This window comes from Sphingobacterium corticibacter, from assembly GCF_003076635.1.
GTDB lineage: Bacteria > Bacteroidota > Bacteroidia > Sphingobacteriales > Sphingobacteriaceae > Sphingobacterium > Sphingobacterium corticibacter.
The window spans coordinates 90,770-115,836 of the sequence record NZ_QDKG01000007.1 but is presented as its reverse complement, the minus strand read 5'-3'; the positions used below and the strand labels follow the sequence as shown (position 1 = coordinate 115,836).

Below are 25,067 nucleotides of genomic sequence, written 5' to 3'. Positions count from 1 at the left end.
TTTCTCGCGTCATAATTGAGTACAATGTGTCTTATTGATGTCAATTTTGAGTGACATCCTGTCATTTTTGTAGTGACTTATAGCGATAGCGTGGCAAAATTATGACAGTGAGTGCTCGGTGTCTGCTGGATAAAATTCCGTAATTTAGCGCCAAATATATTGACTTATGACTTTCGACGAGTATCTGGTACATTTTGGTGACATACTTGCACAACCTGAAAAACACGCACCCTACGATAACGAGGAATATTTGCAATACGCAAAAATGAACTGGACACGCATGAGCCGCTGGACAAAGCGTTTCGAGCCAAGCGACGCAATGAGACGGTATGTAGATAGCATTACCGAGGAGCAGCACTGGATCGTGATTACCGAGCCTTGGTGTGGTGATGCGGCGCACTCTGTTCCGCAGATTTATCAGATAGTAAAAAATAACCAAAACATCGACTTCGATATACAACTTCGTGATAGCGAGCCACATTTGATTGATGATTATCTGACTAATGGGGGTAAATCTATTCCCAAATTAATTATCCGCAATGATGTTGGTCATGATAAAGCCGTTTGGGGCCCGCGTCCAGAACCTTTGCAAGCAATCTTTGATGCTATGAAGGCGGATAATAAACCATTTGAAGAAATAAAAGAAGTGCTTCAAAAATGGTACAACGAAGATAAAGGTGTGGCTATTCAAAATGAATTATTGGCTATGCTTGCCTAATATAAATCTACATATTCAATCACTCAACCTAGAGATCTCCTCATCTTATGGATATAGAAAGCTTACGTCTGTACTGCCTGCAAAAGCAAGGTGTGTCTGAAGAGTTACCTTTCGGGCCAGATACGTTGGTATTTAAGGTAGGGCCGAAGATTTTCTTGCTCATTGGTTTAGATCAGATAGATGTCTTAAGTTTTAATGTGAAGTGTGATCCTGAGCTAGCGGTAGAATTGCGAGAATCCTATCCGCAAACGGTGTTTCCGGGTTTTCATATGAATAAGAAGCATTGGAATACGGTATTTACGAATAGAGAAGCCAATGATCATTTATTGCAAGAGTGGATCGATCATTCGTATGAATTGGTCTTTCGCGGACTGTCTAAGAATCAACAAGACGAAATAAAAGAAATGGAGTAGGTGTTAGACTACTCCATTTCTTTTATAATACAGTCTATATATACAGCTTACATTTTTAAGCCAATTTCGCGAAGGCGCTCATCCAAATATTGTCCTGCGGTATAATCTTCATACAATTTCGGATATTCTTCCGAAATGGTAGCATCTAAACTCGCCAAACTCATGCTCGATTTAGGATGTAAGAAAAATGGCACGGAATAGCGGGAAGTTTTCATTAACTCTCGCGGTGGATTTACGACACGGTGGGTTGTCGATTTCAATTTATTATTAGTCAACCGTTGCAACATATCTCCGACATTGACCACGATATCTTCACCCTTTGCTTTGATGGGAAACCACTCATTGTCTTTTGTGAGTACTTCCAAGCCATCAGCGCTAGCGCCAATTAATAAGGTGATCAGATTGATATCTTCATGCGCTCCTGCACGAACCGCATCTGGAGAAATAGCATCTGGATTCTCAATCGGGAAGTAATGAATGGCACGTAGAATGGAATTCCCATTAATCACAAAAGACTCAAAGTAATCTTCATCCAGATTAAGGTACACAGCAATAGCTTGTAGGATATTCCGGCCGGCATCTTCTAATCGTTTGTACACTTCTGCCGTGACCTCGTTGAAGCGTGGCAATTCCGATACGATAATATTATCTGGAAAGTCGGCCTTAGAATATTCCTCACCGACAATAGTTTGTCCGCGTTGCCAGAATTCCTTTAGATCCGGCGTGTTCGCGTCTTTGGCCTTTTCTTTGCCTTTGGAAGTGTAACCGCGCTGTCCGGCCAATTCTGGAAATTGATAGGCATTTTTGACCTCTTCGGGTAAGTCAAAAAAATCTTTGACGACTTTATAAAGCTCATCGATCAATGACTGACTCAGCCCATGATTCGCGATGGTCACGAATCCGGTTTCGTTAAATGCTTTACCAATATCTTGTGAAAACTGTTTGCGCTGCTCGTCATTCCCTTCGGTATACTGCAACAAATCTAGTCTAGGTATGTTTATATCTGCCATGCGACATGTTTTTGTGATAAACAAAGTTAAATCTTATTACCGAAATTGCGTAATGCGATTTTTTACAAATTAAGGAGATAAAAATTTTGGAATGTGATAAACATCCGTTAAATTTGATATGCTGGCATAGCAATTGTAAATAACTAATTATGAGTCAAGATAACACGATAGATTATTTTTTAAAAGCTTGTTGGCAAAATTTGGCAAATAAATACAACCAAATTGCTGCTCAAGATGGCTTTACTCAAGCTGCTGGTTATATTTTGATCAATATCCATCGAGATGGCACACCTGTATCGCATATTGCCAACTCGACTGGCGTAAAGACGACAAGTTTGTCACGTGTGCTAAACAATTTGGAGAATCTTGGCTTCATATATAGAGAAGCTAGCACGACCGATAAACGATCCGTTAAGGTATATCTTACTGAGTTGGGTATAGAGAAAAGAAACATTGCTAAGCATGTGGTTCGAGATTTTAATAACTTTCTGGATGAAGAGCTAACTGCCAAAGAGCGGACTCAGCTCATCAAAACGTTGTTAAAGATCAATGAACTGGTTTCTAAATATGATCCCAAAAGAGAAAATTCAACAGTGAAACTCTAACGCATGCCAGCACCTGCTGGTAGCACGTACATAATAAATCTAAAATAAGATGATATGAAAAAAAATATCAAAAAGGTAGCCGTGTTAGGTTCGGGCGTAATGGGCTCGCGAATCGCATGTCACTTTGCAAATATTGGCGTTGAAGTTCTTCTGCTGGATATTGTTCCCAAGGAGCTTCTTCCTCAAGAAGAGGCAAAAGGACTGAGTCTAGAAAGCAAAGCAGTGCGAAATCGAATAGTCAATACGTCTCTCGATACGGCACTCAAAACAAATCCCTCCCCCATATACAGTAAGCGCTTCGCTAACCGCATCACCACTGGAAACTTCGAAGATAATATGAAAGATATCGCTCATGCTGATTGGGTGATCGAAGTAGTCGTGGAGCGTTTAGACATCAAGAAATCAGTATTTGATCAAGTAGAAAAATACCGCAAAGAAGGCACGTTGGTAACCTCTAATACATCAGGTATCCCAATTCATCTGATGGCAGAAGGTCACAGTGAGGATTTTAAAAAGAATTTCTGTGGTACGCACTTCTTTAATCCGCCGCGGTATTTAGAGCTCTTTGAAATTATCCCAACAGAGCATACTGATCCTTCTGTGATCGATTTTCTAACTTATTTTGGTGACAAGCTGCTGGGGAAAACCGTCGTTTTGTGTAAAGATACGCCGGCCTTTATTGGTAACCGTATTGGTGTGTATTCCATGTTAGCACTTACGCATCTGATCGAACCGCTAGGACTTACGGTAGAAGAAGTAGATAAATATACTGGGCCTGCGATGGGTCACCCCAAATCTGCAACCTTCCGTACCGCAGATGTAGTCGGTTTGGATACGTTAGTCAACGTAGCCAACGGATTGACAGAAAATGCACCAAACGATGAAGCCAAAGGCGTGTTTCAGCTACCTTCTTACATCAGCCAGATGGCGGAAAAGAAATGGTTGGGCGAAAAAACAAAACAAGGTTTTTATAAAAAGGTAAAAGACGATAAAGGAAATTCTAACATCCTGTCACTAAACCTCAAAACTTTAGAGTACGGCGAGCAACAAAAGGTGAAATCGAGCACGCTGGAAGCCACGAAACCGGTAGAAGATATTCGTAAACGCATGAAGGTGTACGAACAGGGTACAGATAAAGCCGCCGAATTATTCCGCGCGATGCATTATCCTTTGTTCGAATATGTATCTAATCGCGTACCAGAGATTACAGACGATTTCTACCGCATCGACGATGCCATGCGTGCAGGCTTTGGCTGGGAATTAGGCCCGTTCGAGGTTTGGGATGCTTTAGGCGTACGCGAAACCATTGAAAAGATTAAGAGCGAAGAGAAACGTCTGCCGGGACAGTCTGGTCAAGTAGCTGCATGGGTGCACGACATGCTGGAAGCTGGTCATGAACATTTTTATAAAGTGGTTGACGGCGTCAAAAACTATTACGACATCCAGTCGAAATCCTACAAAGCAATTCCAGGGGCGGAAGATCTAATCGTATTAGATAATATTCGCGAAAAACATACCATTTGGAAAAACTCTGGTGTAACGATTACCGACTTAGGTGATGGTATTATAAACTGTGAGTTCCATACCAAGATGAATACGATTGGTGGCGATGTTATTCAAGGTGTCAACAAAGCGATTGATCTTGCAGAGCAAGAGTACCGTGGTTTGGTGATTACCAACGACGGTAAAAACTTCTCCGCTGGCGCGAATATCGGTATGATCTTCATGATGGCGGTCGAGCAAGACTATGATGAGTTGAATATGGCGATTCGTATGTTCCAAAACACGGCCATGCGTTTGCGGTATTCGTCTATCCCCGTGGTGGTTGCGCCATTTCAGCTTGCGTTAGGCGGCGGCTGTGAGTTTTCGATGCACGCTGATTTTGTGCAATTGCATGCTGAGACGTATATGGGCTTGGTAGAATTTGGAGTAGGCGTCATTCCAGGTGGTGGTGGTTCCAAAGAATTTGCTTTGCGCGCTTCGGATGAATTCAAAGAAGATCAAATCACGCAAAATACATTGAAAGAACGCTTCTTGACCGTTGGGCAAGCAAAAGTATCAACGTCAGCAGTAGAAGCATACGAACTCGGTTACTTGCAAAAAGGAAAGTTCGCCATTACCATGAATAGAAAGCGCCTTTTAGCAGACGCCAAGGCGAAAGCATTAGAGTTAGCTAATGAAGGCTATTTGCAGCCAGCGCAACGCAAGGATATTAAGGTACTCGGAAAGCAAGGTCTCGGAATAGTTTATGCCGGATCGGCGTCAATGCATGCCGGCAATTATATTTCCGAGCACGATAAGAAGATATCTGAAAAATTAGGTTGGGTGATGTGCGGCGGCGATCTGTCGGCGCCGACCGAAGTTTCTGAGCAATACTTATTAGATATCGAACGGAAAGCCTTTTTGGAACTATGTGCCGAGCGCAAAACTTTAGAACGCATTCAGCATATGTTGACGAAAGGTAAGCCGTTGAGGAATTAAGTTGAAGTAGTGAGATTGGAGTAGTGCGATCAGCGTAATGAGATATGAGATTTAGGTAGTGCGATCACCGTAACGAGATTCAGGAAGGTGGAATTCAATAACCTTATTTTATTAAAAGTAAAGAGAGATGCATAAAATACAAGACTTGAAAATATGGCAAAAGGCTTTGGATCTATGTGTTTCGATTTACGAAATATCGGCGCACTTTCCGGCGGATGAGCGATTTGGTTTGACGTCCCAAGTTCGTCGATCATGCGTCTCCATATCATCCAATATTGCCGAGGGGGCAGGACGAAATACAAAAGGAGAATTCATCCATTTTTTGGGCATCGCGAATGGTTCGGCTTATGAGTTGCAAACGCAACTTATCATCGCGAAAAGCCTTAATCTATATCCTTTAGAGGTAGAGGGAATACTAGACAAAATTGATGAGATCCAAAAAATGTGTTACAAACTTCAACAGACACTTAAAGCTAAAAACGGATAAATAAAAAATAGGTGTGCGTATTGATTCAGCGACTATACATCTCACTACTCTCTACGCACATCTCAAATCTAAAACAACAGGTGTGCGTATTGATTCAGCGACTATACATCTCACTACTCTCTACGCACATCGCAAATCTAAAAAAACAGGTGTAGCAATTGATTCAGCGAACTATACATCGCACTACTCAATACGCACTACTCAATACTCATAATGCAAATCTAAAAATCATGGAAGCATATATTATAGCAGGTTATCGTACAGCAGTGGGGAAAGCGCCTAGAGGCGTATTTCGTTTCATGCGCGCAGACGAGTTGGCTAGTGAAGTGATCCAACACATGGTGTCTACCATTCCAAATTTGAATGTAGAACAGATAGACGATGTGATCGTGGGTAATGCCACGCCTGAAGCTGAGCAAGGGCTCAACATTGCCAGAATGATTTCCCTAATGGGATTGAATACAGACAAAGTACCCGGCGTAACAGTCAACAGATACTGTGCTTCAGGACTTGACACAATCGCAACAGCAGTCGCAAAAATAAAATCAGGAATGGCTGATTGTATTATTGCTGGTGGTGTCGAAGTTATGTCAGGAATGCCCATGGGCGGCTGGAAGTTAGCACCGAATCCCAAAGTCGCCAAAGAAAATCCAGATTGGTACTGGGGTATGGGATTGACCGCAGAAGCTGTGGCCAAAGAATATAAAGTGTCACGGGAAGACCAAGATATCTTCGCGCTAGAGTCGCATAAAAAGGCCGTAGAAGCGATCAAGAATGGGAATTTGAAAGACGGTGTGGTGCCGATCAAAGTAACCGAGAACTACATCAAAGATGATAAAATCGCATCGCGAGATTACGTAGTAGATACCGATGAAGGCCCACGTGCTGATACTTCTTTAGAAGTGTTGAACAAACTAAGACCAGTATTTGCAGCAGATGGCGTAGTTACTGCCGGAAACTCTTCGCAAACCTCCGATGGCGCTGCATTCGTGTTAGTGGTTTCTGAAGCGAAATTAAAGGAGTTAAATGTAGAACCAATCGCTCGATTAGTGAGCTATGGTGTGGCAGGTGTACCACCGCGTATTATGGGTATTGGACCGATCGAAGCCATTCCAAAGGCATTGAAAATGGCCGGACTGAAAAAAGAAGATATTGATTTGACCGAGCTCAACGAAGCTTTCGCTTCGCAATCGTTGGCAGTCATTCGTGAGCTAGATCTTGATGCAAGCAAGATCAATGTCAATGGTGGTGCTATCGCTTTAGGACATCCACTGGGTTGTACAGGTGCAAAATTAACGGTGCAAGTACTGCATGAATTAAAACGCCGTCAAGGAAAATACGGTATGGTTACGATGTGTGTGGGTTCAGGACAGGGAGCTGCAGGAATTTTCGAGCTGCTGTAAGATTAATTTTCAAAAGTAAATAGTAGAGATATGAGCAATAAAGCAATAAAAGGCGGAGAATTCGTGATCCGCGAAACATCTTATCAAGATGTCTTCATCCCAGAAGAGTTTGATGAAGAAGCGAAAATGATACGTCAGACCTGCCTTGACTTTTTGGATTCGGAGGTTTTGAATAACCTAGATCGTATCGATAAACAAGAAGAAGGCATCATGCAGGGATTGCTAGACAAAGCCGGAGAATTAGGTTTGCTTGGTGTATCTATCCCAGAACAATATGGCGGTTTTGGCAAAAACTTTAACACGTCCATGCTGGTAACAGATGCCGTAGGTGGTGGCCACAGCTTTGCTGTCGCACTTTCTGCGCACACCGGTATTGGTACATTGCCAATTTTGTATTATGGAAATGATGCACAAAAGGATAAATATATTCCTAAGTTGACGACTGGCGAATGGAAAGCAGCTTATTGTCTTACCGAGCCCAACTCTGGTTCGGATGCCAACTCAGGCCGCACCTCCGCCAAATTAAATCCAGAAGGTACGCACTATATCCTGAACGGACAGAAAATGTGGATCACCAACGGTGGTTTTGCCGATATCTTCATCGTTTTCGCCAAGATTGACGATGATAAGAACTTGACGGCATTTATTGTAGAGCGTGAATTTGGAGGCATTACCATGAATCCAGAGGAACACAAACTAGGAATCAAAGGATCTTCCACGCGTCAAGTATTTTTCAATGATTGTGCCGTGCCAGTAGAGAATTTGCTTTCGGAACGCGAAAATGGATTCAAGATCGCGGTAAATATTCTGAATATCGGTCGTATCAAATTAGGAGCAGCGACCATCGGATCATCCCGTTCCGTGTTCAATGCAGCTGTTCGCTACGCGAATGAACGAGTTCAGTTCAATTTGCCTATCTCAAAATTTGGTGCGATTCGGTACAAGTTGGCGGAAATGGCTACCCGTCTATATGCCAATGAAAGCGCCGCTTATCGCGCCGGACAAAATATTGATGATGCGTATGATGCATTAATTGCAGAGGGTGTAGACGAAGCCAAAGCAAAATTAAAATCCGTAGAGCAATTCGCTATTGAATGTGCCATCATCAAAGTCTGGTGCTCGGAAATGCTGGATTACGTGGTAGACGAAGGGGTGCAAATTTACGGCGGTATGGGCTATTCGGCAGATGCGCCAATGGAAAGAGCCTATCGTGATGCACGTATCAATCGTATTTTTGAAGGAACCAACGAAGTCAATCGCCTTTTGGTTGTGGATATGCTATTAAAGCGTGCCATGAAAGGCGAAATCGATTTGATGGGTCCAGCTACGGCGGTAGCCAATGAATTGATGGCGATTCCAGATTTTGGAGCAGAAGACGATGCGCCATTCGCAACAGAAAAGAAAATTATTGCTAACTTGAAAAAAGCCGGTCTCCTAGTGGCAGGTGCCGCAGTACAAAAGTTGATGATGTCCTTGTCGAAAGAACAAGAAATTCTGATGAACATCGCCGACATTATTGGATATGTGTATGTTGCTGAATCGGTGTTGCTTCGTGTCGAAAAAGTATACCATACCCAAGGTGAAGAAGCAGCTGCATTACCAACGGATATGGCGCGTGTATATCTTCACTCGGTGCTAGACAAAGTACAAGTTGCCGGTAAAGAAGCGTTAAATTCATTCGGAGAAGGCGATGAATTGCGGATGATGTTAGTCGGATTGAAGCGTTTTACCAAAGCCGAACCGTTTAATGTCAAAGAAGCACGTCAACGTATCGCGCGCAAACTAATCGACGACAATAAATACAGCTTTTAGCTTTATACCATATTAAACAGCACACACTAATAATTAGAATACCCAATGGTGAGCTCCCTGTTTCAGGGAGCTTTTTATTTTTTAAATTTACTTGATGAAGTCTAAACACCGCACTAAATAAGTATTCAGGTAAGCACAGAAAAACGAACAAAAATTTTAAAATACAAAATCTTTTATTTTACTTTGAATATCAAAGTACTTTTATGAAAGACAATCATTTGATAGAAGAACTCGGAAATATCCGAAAGCTGATGGAGAAATCATCCAAGTTCGTCTCCATTAGCGGGCTTTCTGGGGTATTGGTCGGGATCTATGCGCTAATAGGAGCCGCGTATGGCTATATCACAGTTTATGGTTTTAAAAGCCAATTCGGATACCGCGATTTTTACGTCACAGATGAAGCGGTTATTGTCAAATTAGTGATTGCCGCTATCGTTGTCCTGTTTGCAGCACTGCTTACGGGCTATGTGATGGCTCAACGCAAAGCTAAAATCAATAAACAGTCGATTTGGAATATTACAAGTAAGAATCTGTTGTTTGCTGTTGCTGTGCCATTATTAGCGGGCGGCATTGTTTCTATTGTATTGATCAACAGAGGGGCTTATAGCATGATCGCATCCATGTTATTGATTTTTTATGGTCTTGCGCTCACTTCTGGTAGTGTATACACATTCAAAGAAGTGCGTTATCTGGGAATACTGGAAGTCATCTTAGGTATATTTGCGCTAGCGATTCCTGGTTATGGAGTTTGGTTTTGGACGATAGGATTTGGAGTATTGCATATCATTTATGGCTTGATCGTTCACTATAAATACGAGAAGTGAGTTTAGATTTATCATTATATGACAAGATTTTTGAGAACCGTGTTCGCCTGCAAATCATGAGTGTGCTTATGGCTAATGAGGAATACGATTTCAGTTCGCTCAAAGATTTACTGGACGTGACGGATGGCAATCTGGCGTCCAATCTGAAAGCATTGGAGAAGGAGCAATACATTGAAGTCTACAAATCTTTTGTAGATCGCAAGCCCAATACCCGTTACAAAAAAACAATGAAGGGCAAATCTGCTTTTGAAAAGCACTTATCTGCCTTGGAAAAATTGATTAATCACGTAAAATAATTTTTTTTATACATCAACTTTGAAAAACAAAGTACTTTTAAATAATTTAAAATGGAAACAAATCATCAACAACCGATTCAGGCAAACACGCCTTCCTTTTTTAAACAATTCATTAATTCCATGGTATTCAAGATGTTCACGATCTTGGTGTTGGTTTTATTTTTATTAATCCCGTTGAATTGGATAGACGATTTGATTCGCGAACGCAAATATCGGGAGAATGCAGTTACCGAAGATATCGTCGCCAAATGGGGGAATGAACAAGTGGTCTCTGGGCCAATCATCGCTATACCGCTAGATTATCGGGCGGAAAGTACTGTTTTTGATAAGGATAATAAACCTTTAAAAACATTCTCGACAGAAAGAGAGTGGATATTTCTACTCCCAAATCGGGTGCATATCGATGGTTCGGTACAACCCGAAGAGCTAAAACGAGGCATTTACAAATCCGTGGTATACAATACGACATTGAACATGAAAGGAGACTTCGACTCCCTCAATATGGAGGAAGTTGATGCGAAAGGTGGCGTTATCCAATGGGACGAAGCCAAATTAGTAGTCGGGATAACCGATTTTAAAGGACTGCTGTCCTATCCGGCGTTGTCTTGGAATGGGGTCAAATCTCCAATGGCCAATTCCGATAACTCCTTTAACCTGTTTGCCGGAAATCTGGTTGCTGATCTTGGATTAACTTCAGGAGAAGATACGAAGCAAAATTTTGATATTGAACTGCAATTGCGAGGGGCGAAGTCGTTGAACTTTTTTCCATTGGCTAATCAGACCGATATCCAAGTTTCGGGTGATTGGGCAGATCCAAGCTTTAACGGCGGCTTTTTGCCAGAAGATCGCGAGGTGACGGATAATGGATTTAAAGCCAGTTGGCGCATTCCCAACTTTAGTAGGAAGTTTCCACAGCAATGGCAAGGTGCTAATGGAAATCGAATGTATATCTATTCTGGGATGAATAACAACGGCGATGAGTATTACGATACCGCTACGAATGTGGAATATGCCGCTTCTGCGACATCCAATCAAGGCACGAACATAGAGCCGGCAACCGACAATGACTTGGTTCAGATTCAGTTTTTACGCAAAGTCAACGAGTATCAGAAGATTACACGCGTGGCCAAGTATGGCGCCTTGGTGATTTTCTTGACATTTGCCGCGTTGGTGCTTACAGAGATTATTAAAAAGCAGCGCATTCATATCATTCAGTACGTCTTAATTGGTGTTGCAGTAGTTTTATTCTACTCCCTGTTGTTGGCTGTTAGTGAGCATTTGGGATTCAATTTGGCTTACCTAGTTGCCGCGGTAGCTACGGTGTTACTGATAGCATCGTTTGTACATCTACTGACCAAAAGATGGGGAATAGCGCTTGGGTTTGGTGCAATATTATCCAGCTTCTATGCATTTATCTATTTCTTGATGCAGTTGCAGGATCATTCATTGATCGTCGGTACCATCGGAGTGTTCCTGATTTTGGCGGTGTTGATGCGGTTTTCGGCGCGTATCAACTGGTATAGTTTGGACAATACGAATGCCGAGAACAATTCGAATTCTGACAAATAGTTTTGCAATATTACCATCAGTCGTTTGCAAAAAGGCTGATGGTAATTTGCTTAGGCAGACGCCATTTTTCTGGTGAAATTTGGTTCATTCAAAATATTTTTGCTACTCTTGTACTTTAACCACAAAATAGGGGCTCTATGTAATTCATAATTTCTGCGAAAACTGATGTATTAAAAGGCGCGATTTATCGTCGCATTGGCTTATCCAGTAAACAAGAAATTATGCTAGAGTTACAGAATATCACTTATATCCTGCCGAATGGCAGTATGCTGCTTTCCGCAGCGAATCTTACCTTACCTTCTCGACAAAAAATAGGCATTGTTGGCAAAAACGGAGTCGGCAAGTCCACACTATTTCGATTAATTGCCGGAGAAATCACGCCACAGGAAGGGCAGATTATCCGCACGGCTACTAGGGTGTACGTCGTTCCTCAACATTTTGTACAATTCGATCAACTAACGGTAGCTCAGGCATTAGGCGTAGATGGCAAGATCAGCGCATTGCACGCCATACTCGCTGGTGATTCGGATGAGAAACATTATGAGGTCTTGCAAGATGACTGGACAATTGAAGAACAATGCGCACAAGCATTAGCACGATGGAAATTAACGTCGGAAATCCTGAATGTCCATATGCATCGGTTGAGTGGTGGTGAGAAAACCAAAATCTTTCTAGCAGGAATAGCGATTTCGGAACCTGATTTGGTATTGCTGGATGAGCCCACCAATCACCTCGATCAATGGGCCCGCGAACAGTTGTATGCCGAAGTGCAACGCTCCAACAGCTGCTGGGCAATTATTAGTCATGATCGCGTATTACTAGACAAAATGGAGCGCATTGTTGAACTGGAAGCTGGCACATTAACCAATTATACGGGTAACTATACGCATTATCGAGCGCAGCGTGATGCGCAAGCGGAAATACTGCAGCAGAACATCGAGCAACAGCAAAAGGAATTGCGTAAAGCAAAGCTGGTGCAACGGAAAACGCTTGAACGGCAACAGCGAAGCGATGCCCGCGGACAGCAAAAGCAGGAGCGAGCAGGGGTAGCCCGCATCATGATGAATACGCTTAGAAACAAAGCGGAACAGAGCACTTCGAAAACGAAAGAAGTACATGCTGATAAGATCGATCGCTTGCAGGGTTCACTACGCGAATTACGTGCTGATCGGGTGGATAATTCAGCCATCAAAGTAGCGTTTGACCCCGCAAATATGCATACGGGTAAGTTACTTTTCGAAGGAAAGCAGCTGCAAGTGCGGTACAATAATATGCCGCTGTGGGCTGAGCAAGGCATCGACCTTCGTATCGTAAGTGGCGATCGACTGCATATTCATGGTATGAATGGATCGGGAAAATCGACTTTGTTGAAGCTGTTTTTAGGCAAATTGGAGCCCGATAGCGGACAGGTTTTTCGAGCGGAAAGTCGTATCCTGTACTTGGATCAAGATTATAGTGCAATTAATCCAACAGAGAGCGTATTAGAACAGGCGCAATCTTGCAATGTGCATGGTTTAGAAGAACATGAGGTGAAGACCTTATTGGCACGACACTTATTTCATACGGATGATTGGGCGAAGCCCGGAAGTGTTTTAAGCGGTGGTGAGTGCATGCGGCTGTTGCTTTGCCAGATGGCCATTCGACAAGAAGCTCCCGATATGCTCGTTCTGGATGAGCCCACGAACAACCTCGATCTATTTAGTTTAGAAATTCTGACCAACGCCATCCGCGATTATCAAGGGACGTTGGTTGTCGTGTCACACGATGCATCCTTCGTCGACGAATTGGGAATAACGCAGACGCTAGCACTTTAAGCGTATTAAATGCTACTTAGAGTAATGGTAAAAAATTCCCCTGTCAAATGGCGTCCATAAACTGGCTCGTTGATCACAAACTTTTAAGGCATTGTTTGTCCAAGTATTGCAGGTGTAGAATAGATTGTAGCGGCCTTTCGCTTCGTAGAATGCATCATTGCTGCCGTACTGTGCATCGGTGTCGATCCGTACGAAATTGCCCTGCTGGTCTTGTTGAAAACTCGCTTGGATATAGTCGACCAGCTTTTTGTATTCCGTTTTGCTGATCTGTATTCTTTTGCAACTTTCGCTTTCGGTGAGTGGATGCAGAAAGGTCACATGCATGGCGGATGATCCGCGTGCAAATGCGGCATTGAAAGCAACGCTAAATTTAAGATCCGACCAGTTGGGTGTTGCCAAGTAAAAACCCTTGTCGCCCCAGCCAAAACCCACCAATTGTGCCGTGGTATCGTTGCCCTTGGTGTCTTCATATTTTACGTGTTTGCTCCAATCCATTTCTTCGGATTTCACCGGAACGACAATGTCGGTATGCACCCCGTTGGATAGAATATAAATGGTGACTTCCTCTTTTGAGACTGCTTTTTTGTTGACCGCGATGATTGAAAGACAAAAAGCGACTAAAAGGTATAGAAGCACTATTCCAATCAATATGGCTAAGATAAGACCGATTATTTTGATGATGCGTGTCATTGTTGGTAATCCAGAAGTTTAAACCATGCTGGTTTGCACAAGATAAGTCAAAGTGATGAATCCTTCATGGTTGACATAAAATAAATGCCCGAGCAAATCGCTCGGGCATTTATTAATCATTGTCATTGCGTGAGCAATCTATCCGCCAAACTCCATCAAGTAAGCTTTCAGGAAGGCATCCAAGTCACCATCTAATACGGCTTGCGTATTAGAAGTTTCTACGCTGGTGCGCAGATCTTTGATCAATTTATAAGGATGCAATACATAATTGCGGATCTGCGAACCCCATTCGATTTTCTTCTTCGATCCTTCGATTGCTGCGGTGGCTTCTTCGCGTTTACGCATTTCGATCTCGTACAATTGCGATTTCAATAAACGAAGCGCATTTTCTTTATTCTGTAACTGCGAGCGTGTTTCTTGGTTTTTGATAATGATACCCGTCGGTTTGTGGTGCAAACGGACCGCCGTCTCGACTTTGTTCACATTCTGTCCACCAGCACCACCAGCGCGAAATGTATCCCATTCGATTTCGGAATCTTTCACGTCGATCTCAATATTATCATCCACCAAAGGATATACATAGACAGACGCGAAGGAAGTATGTCGTTTGGCATTGGAGTCAAATGGCGATATACGCACTAAGCGATGCACGCCATTTTCGCCTTTTAAATAACCGTACGAGAAATTACCGGAAAACTGTAACGTGACCGATTTAATGCCTGCTACGTCACCTGCTTGATAATCTTGCTCGGTGACTTTGCAACCATGTTTTTCGCCCCACATGATGTACATGCGCATCAGCATCGCTGCCCAGTCGCAACTTTCCGTACCGCCAGCTCCGGCGGTAATCTGCAAAATCGCATCCAGCTGATCTTCCTCAGCGCTTAGCATGTTTTTGAATTCCAGTTCTTCTACGCTTTCCAGCGCCATTTGGTATTGCTCATCCAGCTCTTGGTCGCTGGCATCGCCGCTTTGAAAAAAGTCGTACATCACAGCCGTATCATCTACAGCTGCTGTCATTTCATCAAATTGATCCGTCCACACTTTGGTGTTTTTGATCGACAAAAGCACCTTTTCGGCCGCTTTGCTATCGTCCCAGAAGTCGGGACGCAAGGTAATTTCGGTTTCTTCTTCTACTGATTTTTTTCGGACATCAATGTCAAAGATGCCTCCTCAGGGACGTCACACGATCCCTCAAGTCTTGAATTTGTTCTTTCGTCATGCTAATGCGTTTCTTTACAAGTTACAAAGATGTTCATTTTACGAGCTAAAATCAAAAGATGCTGATTTTCTCGAGTTGAACTATCCCTAAATCCTCCCATAATTGCCCATTTTTATGTAAGTTTGAATAACATAAATATTATCATATATGCTACCCAAAATTGATTTTACCACAACCAATGCGTATAAATATCTAGTAGATCACTATATCGATCTCAACAAACATTCTCTTAAAGATCTTTTTGCTCAAGATGCTGATCGCTTCGAGAAATTCTCGGTTCAATTCGCAGATATCTTGGTGGATTATTCTAAAAACCGAATCAATGACGAAACGAAAGCTTTGCTAATCCAGTTGGCGCGCGAGTGCCAATTGGACGAAGCTATCAAAGCGATGTTTTCCGGCGACGCGATCAACGAGACCGAAGGTCGTCCGGTATTGCATACCGCATTGCGGAATCGTCGCAATAAACCTGTGTTAGTCGATGGTCAGGATGTGATGCCACAGATCAATGAAGTTTTGGCTCAGATGAAAGCTTTCTGTGAACAAATCCATTCGGGCAGTTGGAAAGGATTTACAGGCAAGGCCATCACCGACGTTGTCAACATCGGTATTGGCGGTTCAGATCTGGGACCTGTTATGGTGACCGAAGCATTGAAGCCTTATAAAACACATTTGAATTCGCACTTCGTATCTAATGTGGATGGAACGCATATCGCGGAAGTGCTGAAAAAAGTAGATCCTGAAACGACCTTGTTTCTGATTGCTTCCAAGACTTTCACTACGCAAGAAACAATGGCTAATGCCAATTCTGCGAAAGACTGGTTCTTAGCCGCTGGCGCAACGCAAGCCGATGTGGCTAAACATTTTGCTGCGTTGAGCACCAACGCGAGCTCCGTAGCAGAATTCGGTATCGATACCAATAATATGTTTGCCTTTTGGGACTGGGTTGGCGGTCGCTATTCCCTATGGTCTGCTATCGGCTTATCCATCGCGTTAAGTATCGGTTTTGATCATTTCGAAGAATTATTAGCTGGTGCACACGAAACGGATGTGCATTTCCAAGAAACAGATTTTGAGGAAAATATCCCTGTTATCCTAGCTTTGCTCGGCGTGTGGTACAATAACTTTTTCCAGTCAGAAAGCCACGCTATTCTACCTTACGACCAGTATCTGCATCGCTTCGCCGCTTATTTTCAGCAAGGCGATATGGAGAGCAACGGGAAATATGTGGATCGCAATGGTAACCGTGTGGATTATGAAACCGGTCCGATTATTTGGGGTGAGCCAGGTACGAACGGTCAACACGCTTTTTATCAGCTCATTCATCAGGGTACAAAATTAATTCCTTGTGATTTTATTGCGCCAGCGGTATCGCATAATCCGATCGGAAATCATCATACATTGCTCTTGTCTAACTTTTTTGCACAAACAGAAGCGTTGATGAATGGTAAAGAAGAAGACGTGGTGGTAGCAGAATTGCAGAAAGCTGGAAAATCAGAAGCGGAGATTGAGAAGTTGAAAGCCTTCAAAGTCTTTGAAGGAAATCGTCCAAGCAACTCATTCCTGATTAAGAAAATCACACCACATACCTTGGGCGCGTTGATCGCGTTGTACGAGCACAAGATTTTCGTACAAGGTGTGATCTGGAATATATTCTCCTTCGATCAATGGGGTGTGGAACTGGGTAAACAGTTAGCAAATCAAATTTTGCCCGAGTTAAATACAGAGGAAAACGTCACTTCGCACGATAGCTCTACCAATGGATTGATTAATCAGTATAAAAACTGGCGCTAAGCATAGAAATATTGTAATAATTAGGACACAATGATCTAATTGTGGCTAGTATTTCCGATTTTTAGAACGAACTCATGATAAAAACATGAGTTCGTTGCTTTTTAACCTTTAACATCACTATTATGAAGATCCTTTTGAGGTCAAAATTTAGAAAAAACACCAACTATCTATTTCTTGGTGCGATATGTCTTGCCAGTATTCCTGCAAGTTATGCTCAGCGTGGTCGCGTACAAGCAGAATCGCCCATTGCGGATCCCATTATCCAGCAAATAGTTGATGAGGCTAACAATAATTCCCAGTTAGAAGATTTAGCTTTCGAGCTATTGGATGTGGTGGGGCCACGGTTGGTCGGTACACCACAAATGGCGAAGGCAAATGACTGGACGGTCGAAAAATTTCAAAGCTGGGGAATCAAAGCGGAGAAACAACAATTTGGTGAGTGGCATGGTTGGGAGCGCGGCATTTCGCATATCGATATGGTGCATCCCCGCGTCAAAACCTTAGCTGGAACGCAATTAGCGTGGAGTCCTAGCACGAATGGTAAAGCGGTAGAAGCAGAGGTGATTACGTTGCCACAATGGAAAGATTCATTAGATTTTCGGAAATGGTTGCCTGCGGTGAAAGGCAAATATGTGATGATTTCGCAGCCACAATTAACCGGTCGTCCAGATCATAACTGGAAGGAATATGGCACCCCAGAATCCATTGCACGGATGAATGAGCAGCGTACAGGCTTAATCAAAGCATGGGAAGCAAACATTGCTAAAACAGGTTTTTCTGCCAATTCACTGCCGGCTATTTTGGAAGAAGCCGGTGCGGTGGGTATTCTGACTAGTTTTTGGTCTTGGGAATTTGGTGCGAATAAGATCTTTGGCTCACGTTCCAAAATAGTGCCTTCTGTAGATATTTCATTAGAAGATTACGGAATTCTGCACCGCCTGGCAGAGCGCGGACACAAACCAAGAATTCAGATCGAGACGTCGTCTAAATCGTTAGGTGTAGTTCCTTCTTTCAATACCATTGCAGAAATCAAGGGCACCGAGTTTCCAGATGAATATGTCATCCTTTCTGCGCATTTGGATTCTTGGGAAGGAGGTTCTGGCGCCACAGATAATGGTACAGGTACGGTGACGATGATGGAAGTGGCGCGCGTGCTCAAAAAGATTTTGCCCAATCCAAAACGTACAATTTTGATCGGATTGTGGGGTAGCGAAGAACAAGGGTTGAATGGATCTCGTGCATTTGTGATTGATAATCCAGAGATTGTTGAAAAAACGCAAGCGGTATTTAATTTAGACAATGGTACCGGACGCGTGGTGAATATCGATGGATCTGGCTTTGTGCATTCGTACGACTACCTTGGTCGTTGGCTGTCGGCTGTGCCGAATAATATTACCAAAGAGATAAAAACTACTTTTCCGGGTAATCCTGGTGGCGGTGGTTCAGATCATGCTTCCTTTGTGGCAGCGGGAATTCCGGCTTTCATGCTGAGTTCGCTTTCTTGGGGTTATTTTAGTATTACGTGGCATACGAATTTGGATACCTATGATAAGTTGGTATTTGATGATTTGCGGAGCAATGTCATTCTGACGGCAACGATGGCCTATAAAGCGTCGGAAGAACCAGAATTGGTGAACCGCGAACAGCGTGTAATGCCTGAAGGACGTAATGGACAATCAAATCCGTGGCCGGCCATTCGCCAACCGAGACGTACAGGAGTAGGTTATTAATGTAGCAAGCAACAGCCAAACATTTTGCCAGAGAGGCTGTTCAGCATAAGGAACAGCCTTTTTGGTAAATGGTGACATCGGTCGCGGTTGAAAATGTAGCATAAAGCGGGTTTCCATTCGTTAATAAATCTTAAAAAGGAATTACTTGGTCGATAATTCTTTAAATTTACAGGCTAATCTATCTACACATCGCAAAATGTTTCCTATATTGGTGAAGCGGAAAGCATGCAATAGATCCGGATTTTAATTCTTAGAATGATACATTTAAATCAGACAATATATATGTTTAAACAGTTGTTAGTTTCGTTGGTGTTAGTGTCGGTGTTGGCCTGTGGATCGAAACCTAGAGTAAGTCTGAATCAAGAAGAAACCTTAAAGCCTTCGGCACAGCATGAGGTGATTGCCAAGGAAGTGGCTAATATTTTAGAAAACATCAGTTACAAGAAAGTAGCGATGGGTGATTCGTTGTCCAATATCGTATACAACAATTTGTTGAAAAGTGTCGACATGGGCAAAGTCTACTTATTGCAATCCGACATTGATGATTTTGAACAATTTCGTACGACTATCAGCCAAGATTTCAAAGAAGGAGATTTATCTGCTCCTTTTTATATGTTTAACCAGTATGCAAAACGCTACATCGAGAGCATGGAATATGCACTATCTCAAGTAGATGCTGACCATGATTTTACCATAGAAGAGGAATACATCAATAACCGCGAGAAATTAGGTTGGTTCAAGACACAGGATGAAGTAAATGATCAGTGGCGCAAACGTGTCAAGTACGATTTATTGAACTTGAAGCTGATTGGTAGTGATACCACCAGCATGGAAAAGCATAAAGAAGTATTACGTTCTCGCTACAAAAACTTAATCTCGCAAGCGAAGAAAATTGATTCCAACGAAGTGTTTCAAGTGGTGATGGGTTCGCTTACCGATGCAGTAGATCCACACACTACGTACTACAATCCTTTCTTTGCGCAGGCATTCAACGAAAGTATGTCCAACACGCTGGAAGGTATTGGCGCACAGCTGATGATGGAAAACGAAACGGTTAAGATTACAGACATTATCGCTGGTGGACCAGCATTTAAAGATAAGCGTCTAAAAATTAACGATCGTATTATTGGCGTAGCACAAGGTAATGGTGAATTTGAGGATATCATTGGTTGGCGATTGGATGCTGCGGTATCCAAGATCAAAGGTCCGAAAGGAACGGTTGTAAGACTGCGCGTGATTCCAGCAGGACAAGATTTAACGGCACAACCTAAAATTGTGGAGCTAACGCGTGATAAAATCGTATTGGCTGAAGGTTCTGCCAAATATGAGATCAAAGACGTGAAAGGCGATGATGGTGCCAATTATAAAGTAGGCGTTATTAGCTTGCCGAAATTCTATATCGATTTTGAAGCATTACGCCGTCGCGATCCAAACTATAAGAGTGCAACACGCGATATCCGCTATATCTTAGATACATTGAAGCAAAAAGATGTGCAAGCTGTCGTGTTGGATTTGAGAAACAATGGTGGTGGTTCATTACAAGAAGCCATTGAGTTGACCGGTTTATTTATTGATCAAGGGCCAGTAGTACAAGTAAAAGATGTGCGTAATCGTGTCGAGATCAACAGCGACCGCGAGCCAGGCGTTTCTTGGGATGGTCCATTGGGTGTGATGGTCAATAGATTCTCGGCTTCTGCGTCAGAGATCTTTGCTGGAGCAATTCAAGATTATGGCCGCGGTGTGATCTTAGGTTCTACCACGTTCGGAAAAGGTACCGTGCAGTCTGCTTTGGATATGTCACGTTTTATCAGCACAACAAGTCGTTTGTTGCTCAAAGCTTCTGATGCAAGCGAAACTAAAAAGAATGAGAACATTCCGGCGGGTGCGCCAGAGTTTGGCCAGATCAATGTGACGATGGGTATGTACTACCGCGTGAGTGGCAGTAGCACGCAACACCGTGGTGTAGAAGCGGATGTATCATTCCCTTCTCAGTTCTCTGCTGATAAATTTGGTGAAAGCTCAGAGCCAGCAGCATTGCCATGGGATTCCATTAAAGCAGCTCCATTTAAAGCGGTGGCTGATTTGAATACCATCAATAAATCATTGAATGAAAAGCACCAAAAGCGTATTGAGAAATCGCCTGCTTATGGATTCTTATTAGAAGACATCAAAAAGTTCAATGAAGAGGATTCTATTCCGAAAGTAAGTTTGAATGAAACTAAGTTGAAAGCGGAGCGCGATCAGTTCAAAAAAGATAATCGCACACGTGTCAACCAGCAGCTAAAATACATGGGTCTGCCACTTTGGGAAGAAGGTAAGCCGCAGCCGCAGCATGAGTTCGACTTCATCTTAGATGAGAGTTTGACCGTGATGACGGATTATATCCGGTTGAACAAGAAATAATCGCTGATCCTGAATAGGGATTTTAGATAAGTAAAAAAGGTAGTAAGCTGTGGCTTGCTACCTTTTTTATTGCGTCATCGCGAGTGCACGAAGCGATCTCACTTTTTGTCAATAGCGTTGATAAGGTTTTATAAAGTTATAGCGCTAGATGGCCGACTATCGTTACTCTAGTTAGCAATGACGCGATTTAAAAGATTGCCGCAGCCTCATACTTCGGCTTCGCAATAACGCGATTCACTACGTCCTCGCAAGGAGGTGCGACAATCGCCGAAGGCAGCTCCGAAGGAAACCGATCTAAAAACCTAAAACAGTTGTTCGCGCAATTTCCAGTATTGCGTCAACTCCTCTTTGGCTTCTTTAAACTGAGATAAGGCAAGATGCGCTTCCCCTTTTTTGTCGTGGATAGCCAACTGAAGCAAAGGATCCTTTTCCTCCACGGCCAATTCCTCCGCTCTAGCGAATTCTAACAAAGCAACTTTATAATTTTTTTGTTCAAGCTTTGATGATGCGAGCATATATTCGATCGTACCCAACTCCCGGCGGAAGTTGCTAGCAGCGGCTAAATCACGCGCCTGAATCAAAAACCACTGTGCTTCTGTATGCTTATCGTGCATCTGGTAGATAGAAGCTAGTAGCTGCCAAGCCAGCACTTTGCTTTGCCGATCTTTGGCGCGATTGTACAATGGAATCGCCTTGCGAATGATCGAATTTTCGGCCAGTTTATAATCTTTAAGATAGGCTTGTACCAAGGCCATCCTCGTATAGGCATGTGCTTGTTCCACGATCGAACTATGTCTGTCTAACTTTGCCAATAAGCGTTCTTGCAAAGCGGCTGCTTCACGATAATTGCGGTTGTATAGGTATACATCCGCCAGGTTGCGTTGTAAGGCCGTAAAGTCGTCTTCTAGTACGTTTCCACTTTCTAAATCCACTGCACCGATGAGCAAGCCAACGGTTTGAGGTAAAAAATGTTTATTAAGAGAAAGCCAAGCATATTCATTCATCAACGCTGCAGCAAAAGCAGTATTACCCAACGAAGTTTCCTGATTGATCGCTTTGTTCCATTCTTCGCTAGTAGCTGGAAGTTGCTGATAGTACTGCTGTACTAAGTGTCTTTTGCTAGTAAAACGAAATTCAGTAAGCAGGTCTTGAAATTGCATAGCACGCGCGATAGAGTCATGAAACACCCTTTTCTCTGCGTAATCATCGATTAAGACTTCATTTTCCGTACGAGGTGGAGGTAGAAAATAGACCTTTGGCCCAATTCCGTCAAATGTGGGATTGTACTTTGGAGTAGATTCTACCGTCGGCTTCGCCGACTGAGCCTGTGTGGTGCCGCATAGGACGCAAAGCGAACCTACCGTGACAAATATCTTCTGTATGTGCTTCATCGTTCTAAGCTAAGATACAAAAGTATTGAGTAAGTTAATGTTCTTTTCGTGAGAAACAGAATCCGGATGAAATCTGTTAACTTAGGCAGGCATAAATGAGACGGTAAATACGAGTAGACAGATGGCAACTAAGATACCTTTAGCAGAGCGAATGCGCCCCAAGAACCTTTCCGAATACATTGGACAGAGTCATATTGTCGGAGAGGGAGCGGTATTGTACAACGCAATTCAGCAAAAAAATATTCCTTCCATGATTCTGTGGGGGCCTCCGGGCGTGGGCAAAACTACTTTAGCGCTATTGTTTGCCAAAGAAATTGACCGACCATTTTTCAGTCTGAGTGCCATCCAATCTGGCGTGAAGGAAGTGCGCGAAGTAATCGAGAAAGCACGTCAGCTTTTTGAGTTCAACCAAGAGCAACCGATCCTATTTATCGATGAGATCCACCGTTTCTCCAAATCACAGCAAGACTCTTTGTTAGGCGCTGTGGAGAAGGGTTTAGTTACCTTGATTGGCGCGACTACTGAAAATCCTTCTTTTGAAGTCATCAGCGCGCTATTATCCCGCTGTCAGGTGTACGTTTTAGAATCCCTTTCGGAGGAGCAGCTGGTGTCTATCATTCAGCATGCGCTACAGAACGACGAGACATTGCGCGAGCAACAGTTGGAGATCAAAGAATATGAAGCGCTACTTCGTTTGTCGGGTGGAGATGCACGGAGGTTGCTCAATGTGTTGGAACTCGTTGCGCAGGCGGCGCATCAGCAAAAAACAGTCATTGACAATGATTTTGTGTTGAAACAGGTGCAGCAAAATATGGCTCGCTATGATAAAACGGGCGAGCAGCACTACGATATCATTTCTGCTTTTATCAAATCGATTCGAGGTAGCGATCCCAATGCGGCAGTGTATTGGCTGGCGCGAATGATTGCCGGAGGCGAAGACCCTAAATTTATTGCTCGACGCTTGTTGATTTTGGCTTCCGAAGATATTGGCAATGCCAATCCGAATGCCCTGTTGTTGGCGAATAATTGTTTTCAAGCCGTCAATGTGATTGGCTGGCCAGAGTCGAGAATCATTTTGTCCCAAACGGTGACCTATCTGGCTAGCTCTGCGAAGAGCAATGCGGCGTACGAAGCGATTAATCAGGCGCAAGCCTTAGTAAAACGTACGGGTGATTTATCAGTGCCTTTGCATTTGCGCAATGCGCCCACCAAACTGATGAAAGAGCTAGATTATGGAACAGAATACCAGTATGCGCACGCATTTCCAGGCAATTTTGTAGATCAGGAATTTATGCCAAATGAGTTGTCGGGAACCAAATTATATGACCCCGGCCACAATGCGGCCGAGGATAAAATAAGGCATTCGCTGCGCGAAAAATGGAAAAGTAAATATAAGTACTAATCCGATTAGAATAACTTAGCAGGATAAGTGCCGTTTTTGATTAATTCAGAAATACTTTCCTGTACGATGGGTTTATCTTCTTTGTACGTTACGCCAAACCATTTGGACGAAGTCGGAATCACTTTAAAATCGGCCTGATTATTTTTTACCATATAATCTGGGATCGTCGGGATAAAAAACTCCGCTTTTGGATTGTCAGCATTTTGCGCGACAAAATCTGGGAATAAGTCCTGAAGCACGGTGAAGATATGTGGCGTGAAACCCCAGAAATTCATCGATACACGCGTATCAAAAGGAAGTTCATGCTGTACGCCATCTTCTTCGAATACGATCTTTGTCGAGCCATCTTCGCCCTTCACATAAAAAATATTGGTACGCTCGGTGACCGACTGCATATTGCCTTCGGCATCCACTTCACATACGCCACGTGAAACGTAACCATAATCAGACATCGTGTTGCCTAGTTGGAAACCCATCAAGGCCATATTGCTGTCCGAAACATCTTTGGTAAGGAATTGAGCCATCTTGTCAAATGCATCAAAACCATAAAAATCATCCGCATTGATTACGCAGAAGTTTTCTTGGACTTGATCCTTGGCCGACATCACCGCGTGTGCTGTACCCCAAGGTTTTGCGCGTTCAATATCGCGATCAATGCCAAAACGACGAAGATCAAAATTCTGAAATGCATAAGCCACTTCGATTTTGCCACGCAATTTTTCATCGAAGGTATTGCGCATCACTTCCTCAAACTCCTCGCGGATGACGAATACAACTTTTCCAAAACCTGCCCGAACGGCATCATAGATAGAATAATCTATGATCGTTTCTTTATGCGGTCCAAAGCCGTCGACCTGTTTTAGCGACCCGTATCGGCTAGCCATTCCTGCTGCAAGTACTACTAGTGTAGGTTTGTTCATGAGGTACTTCAATTTATTTTGATATCATCACCTTCAAGTGAAGTGCCAAAGATAAAACATTATCCCGTGGGATATAAATTTTG

Annotated in this window: 20 protein-coding genes; 15 read left to right on the top strand and 5 right to left on the bottom strand. The window is 43.1% G+C overall.

Annotated elements, in window-relative coordinates; genetic code table 11:
- Positions 1-166: 166 nt before the first annotated feature.
- Positions 167-718 carry a thioredoxin family protein gene (locus DC487_RS15725; protein ID WP_116776927.1) on the top strand — a complete coding sequence of 184 codons (552 nt, stop codon included), beginning with the start codon at positions 167-169 and terminating at the stop codon, positions 716-718.
- Between the two features lie 47 nt (positions 719-765).
- Positions 766-1,131, top strand: coding sequence for an MmcQ/YjbR family DNA-binding protein (locus tag DC487_RS15720; RefSeq protein ID WP_116776926.1), 366 nt, complete (start codon positions 766-768; stop codon positions 1,129-1,131).
- Positions 1,132-1,178: 47 nt separating this feature from the next.
- On the opposite strand, the gene DC487_RS15715 is transcribed toward DC487_RS15720, so the two are convergent.
- Positions 1,179-2,141, bottom strand: coding sequence for an isopenicillin N synthase family dioxygenase (locus DC487_RS15715; RefSeq protein ID WP_116776925.1), 963 nt, complete (start codon positions 2,139-2,141; stop codon positions 1,179-1,181).
- A 149-nt stretch (positions 2,142-2,290) separates the two neighbouring features.
- Here DC487_RS15715 and DC487_RS15710 point away from each other — a divergent pair, with 149 nt between their 5' ends.
- From DC487_RS15710 to DC487_RS15670, 9 genes are all read left to right on the top strand, one after another.
- Positions 2,291-2,746 (top strand): MarR family winged helix-turn-helix transcriptional regulator, encoded by a 456-nt coding sequence (locus tag DC487_RS15710; RefSeq protein ID WP_116776924.1) that lies wholly within the window; start codon positions 2,291-2,293, stop codon positions 2,744-2,746.
- 54 nt (positions 2,747-2,800) lie between these two features.
- Entirely contained in the window at positions 2,801-5,227 is a 2,427-nt protein-coding gene (locus tag DC487_RS15705; RefSeq protein WP_116776923.1) for a 3-hydroxyacyl-CoA dehydrogenase/enoyl-CoA hydratase family protein, read from the top strand.
- Positions 5,228-5,354: 127 nt separating this feature from the next.
- Positions 5,355-5,714 carry a four helix bundle protein gene (locus DC487_RS15700; protein ID WP_116776922.1) on the top strand — a complete coding sequence of 120 codons (360 nt, stop codon included), beginning with the start codon at positions 5,355-5,357 and terminating at the stop codon, positions 5,712-5,714.
- A 230-nt stretch (positions 5,715-5,944) separates the two neighbouring features.
- A complete protein-coding gene (locus tag DC487_RS15695; RefSeq protein WP_116776921.1) occupies positions 5,945-7,117 on the top strand; it encodes an acetyl-CoA C-acyltransferase in 1,173 nt (390 codons plus the stop codon).
- A gap of 30 nt (positions 7,118-7,147) precedes the next feature.
- Positions 7,148-8,929 (top strand): acyl-CoA dehydrogenase family protein, encoded by a 1,782-nt coding sequence (locus tag DC487_RS15690; protein WP_116776920.1) that lies wholly within the window; start codon positions 7,148-7,150, stop codon positions 8,927-8,929.
- Between the two features lie 203 nt (positions 8,930-9,132).
- On the top strand, positions 9,133-9,753 hold the full coding sequence (locus tag DC487_RS15685) for a hypothetical protein (protein ID WP_116776919.1): 621 nt from the start codon (positions 9,133-9,135) through the stop codon (positions 9,751-9,753).
- On the top strand, positions 9,750-10,049 hold the full coding sequence (locus DC487_RS15680) for a winged helix-turn-helix domain-containing protein (protein WP_116776918.1): 300 nt from the start codon (positions 9,750-9,752) through the stop codon (positions 10,047-10,049). Before DC487_RS15685 ends, DC487_RS15680 begins: the two co-directional genes overlap by 4 nt.
- Positions 10,050-10,100: 51 nt before the next feature.
- Entirely contained in the window at positions 10,101-11,618 is a 1,518-nt protein-coding gene (gene creD, locus DC487_RS15675) for a cell envelope integrity protein CreD (RefSeq protein ID WP_116776917.1), read from the top strand.
- A gap of 221 nt (positions 11,619-11,839) precedes the next feature.
- Positions 11,840-13,432 (top strand): ABC-F family ATP-binding cassette domain-containing protein, encoded by a 1,593-nt coding sequence (locus DC487_RS15670; protein ID WP_116776916.1) that lies wholly within the window; start codon positions 11,840-11,842, stop codon positions 13,430-13,432.
- A gap of 12 nt (positions 13,433-13,444) precedes the next feature.
- On the opposite strand, the gene DC487_RS15665 is transcribed toward DC487_RS15670, so the two are convergent.
- On the bottom strand, positions 13,445-14,122 hold the full coding sequence (locus DC487_RS15665; RefSeq protein WP_116776915.1) for a TIGR02117 family protein: 678 nt from the start codon (positions 14,120-14,122) through the stop codon (positions 13,445-13,447).
- Between the two features lie 138 nt (positions 14,123-14,260).
- Positions 14,261-15,344 (bottom strand): peptide chain release factor 2 gene (gene prfB / locus DC487_RS15660; RefSeq protein ID WP_116776914.1). Its coding sequence is split into 2 segments (ribosomal slippage): positions 14,261-15,283 and positions 15,285-15,344, totalling 1,083 coding nucleotides; the frame shifts between segments, so codons are not numbered across the junction.
- Positions 15,345-15,491: 147 nt separating this feature from the next.
- On the opposite strand from prfB, the gene pgi reads away from it, so the two are divergent.
- The 3 genes from pgi to DC487_RS15645 all read left to right on the top strand — a co-directional run bounded on the left by pgi (position 15,492) and on the right by DC487_RS15645 (position 21,271).
- Positions 15,492-17,138 (top strand): glucose-6-phosphate isomerase, encoded by a 1,647-nt coding sequence (gene pgi, locus DC487_RS15655; RefSeq protein ID WP_116776913.1) that lies wholly within the window; start codon positions 15,492-15,494, stop codon positions 17,136-17,138.
- A gap of 122 nt (positions 17,139-17,260) precedes the next feature.
- A complete protein-coding gene (locus DC487_RS15650) occupies positions 17,261-18,868 on the top strand; it encodes a M20/M25/M40 family metallo-hydrolase (RefSeq protein WP_116776912.1) in 1,608 nt (535 codons plus the stop codon).
- Between the two features lie 282 nt (positions 18,869-19,150).
- Positions 19,151-21,271 carry a carboxy terminal-processing peptidase gene (locus DC487_RS15645; RefSeq protein WP_116776911.1) on the top strand — a complete coding sequence of 707 codons (2,121 nt, stop codon included), beginning with the start codon at positions 19,151-19,153 and terminating at the stop codon, positions 21,269-21,271.
- Between the two features lie 302 nt (positions 21,272-21,573).
- On the opposite strand, the gene DC487_RS15640 is transcribed toward DC487_RS15645, so the two are convergent.
- Positions 21,574-22,662, bottom strand: a complete 1,089-nt coding sequence (locus DC487_RS15640; protein ID WP_116776910.1) for a tetratricopeptide repeat protein — start codon at positions 22,660-22,662, stop codon at positions 21,574-21,576.
- A 121-nt stretch (positions 22,663-22,783) separates the two neighbouring features.
- Here DC487_RS15640 and DC487_RS15635 point away from each other — a divergent pair, with 121 nt between their 5' ends.
- Positions 22,784-24,064, top strand: a complete 1,281-nt coding sequence (locus tag DC487_RS15635; protein ID WP_116776909.1) for a replication-associated recombination protein A — start codon at positions 22,784-22,786, stop codon at positions 24,062-24,064.
- Positions 24,065-24,069: 5 nt separating this feature from the next.
- On the opposite strand, the gene DC487_RS15630 is transcribed toward DC487_RS15635, so the two are convergent.
- Positions 24,070-24,984 carry a nucleotidyltransferase family protein gene (locus DC487_RS15630; RefSeq protein ID WP_116776908.1) on the bottom strand — a complete coding sequence of 305 codons (915 nt, stop codon included), beginning with the start codon at positions 24,982-24,984 and terminating at the stop codon, positions 24,070-24,072.
- Positions 24,985-25,067 lie beyond the last annotated feature (83 nt).

What these genes read in the sequence shown, in the direction of transcription:
- DC487_RS15720 (WP_116776926.1), top strand. Translation starts at nt 766, where the DNA reads ATGGATATAGAAAGCTTACGTCTGTACTGCCTGCAAAAGCAAGGTGTG.
- DC487_RS15640 (WP_116776910.1), bottom strand. Translation starts at nt 22,662, where the DNA reads ATGAAGCACATACAGAAGATATTTGTCACGGTAGGTTCGCTTTGCGTC.
- DC487_RS15665 (WP_116776915.1), bottom strand. Translation starts at nt 14,122, where the DNA reads ATGACACGCATCATCAAAATAATCGGTCTTATCTTAGCCATATTGATT.
- DC487_RS15670 (WP_116776916.1), top strand. Translation starts at nt 11,840, where the DNA reads ATGCTAGAGTTACAGAATATCACTTATATCCTGCCGAATGGCAGTATG.
- creD (WP_116776917.1), top strand. Translation starts at nt 10,101, where the DNA reads ATGGAAACAAATCATCAACAACCGATTCAGGCAAACACGCCTTCCTTT.
- DC487_RS15630 (WP_116776908.1), bottom strand. Translation starts at nt 24,984, where the DNA reads ATGAACAAACCTACACTAGTAGTACTTGCAGCAGGAATGGCTAGCCGA.
- DC487_RS15695 (WP_116776921.1), top strand. Translation starts at nt 5,945, where the DNA reads ATGGAAGCATATATTATAGCAGGTTATCGTACAGCAGTGGGGAAAGCG.
- DC487_RS15700 (WP_116776922.1), top strand. Translation starts at nt 5,355, where the DNA reads ATGCATAAAATACAAGACTTGAAAATATGGCAAAAGGCTTTGGATCTA.
- DC487_RS15715 (WP_116776925.1), bottom strand. Translation starts at nt 2,141, where the DNA reads ATGGCAGATATAAACATACCTAGACTAGATTTGTTGCAGTATACCGAA.
- DC487_RS15690 (WP_116776920.1), top strand. Translation starts at nt 7,148, where the DNA reads ATGAGCAATAAAGCAATAAAAGGCGGAGAATTCGTGATCCGCGAAACA.
- DC487_RS15650 (WP_116776912.1), top strand. Translation starts at nt 17,261, where the DNA reads ATGAAGATCCTTTTGAGGTCAAAATTTAGAAAAAACACCAACTATCTA.
- DC487_RS15635 (WP_116776909.1), top strand. Translation starts at nt 22,784, where the DNA reads ATGGCAACTAAGATACCTTTAGCAGAGCGAATGCGCCCCAAGAACCTT.
- DC487_RS15685 (WP_116776919.1), top strand. Translation starts at nt 9,133, where the DNA reads ATGAAAGACAATCATTTGATAGAAGAACTCGGAAATATCCGAAAGCTG.
- pgi (WP_116776913.1), top strand. Translation starts at nt 15,492, where the DNA reads ATGCTACCCAAAATTGATTTTACCACAACCAATGCGTATAAATATCTA.
- DC487_RS15710 (WP_116776924.1), top strand. Translation starts at nt 2,291, where the DNA reads ATGAGTCAAGATAACACGATAGATTATTTTTTAAAAGCTTGTTGGCAA.
- DC487_RS15705 (WP_116776923.1), top strand. Translation starts at nt 2,801, where the DNA reads ATGAAAAAAAATATCAAAAAGGTAGCCGTGTTAGGTTCGGGCGTAATG.
- DC487_RS15645 (WP_116776911.1), top strand. Translation starts at nt 19,151, where the DNA reads ATGTTTAAACAGTTGTTAGTTTCGTTGGTGTTAGTGTCGGTGTTGGCC.
- DC487_RS15725 (WP_116776927.1), top strand. Translation starts at nt 167, where the DNA reads ATGACTTTCGACGAGTATCTGGTACATTTTGGTGACATACTTGCACAA.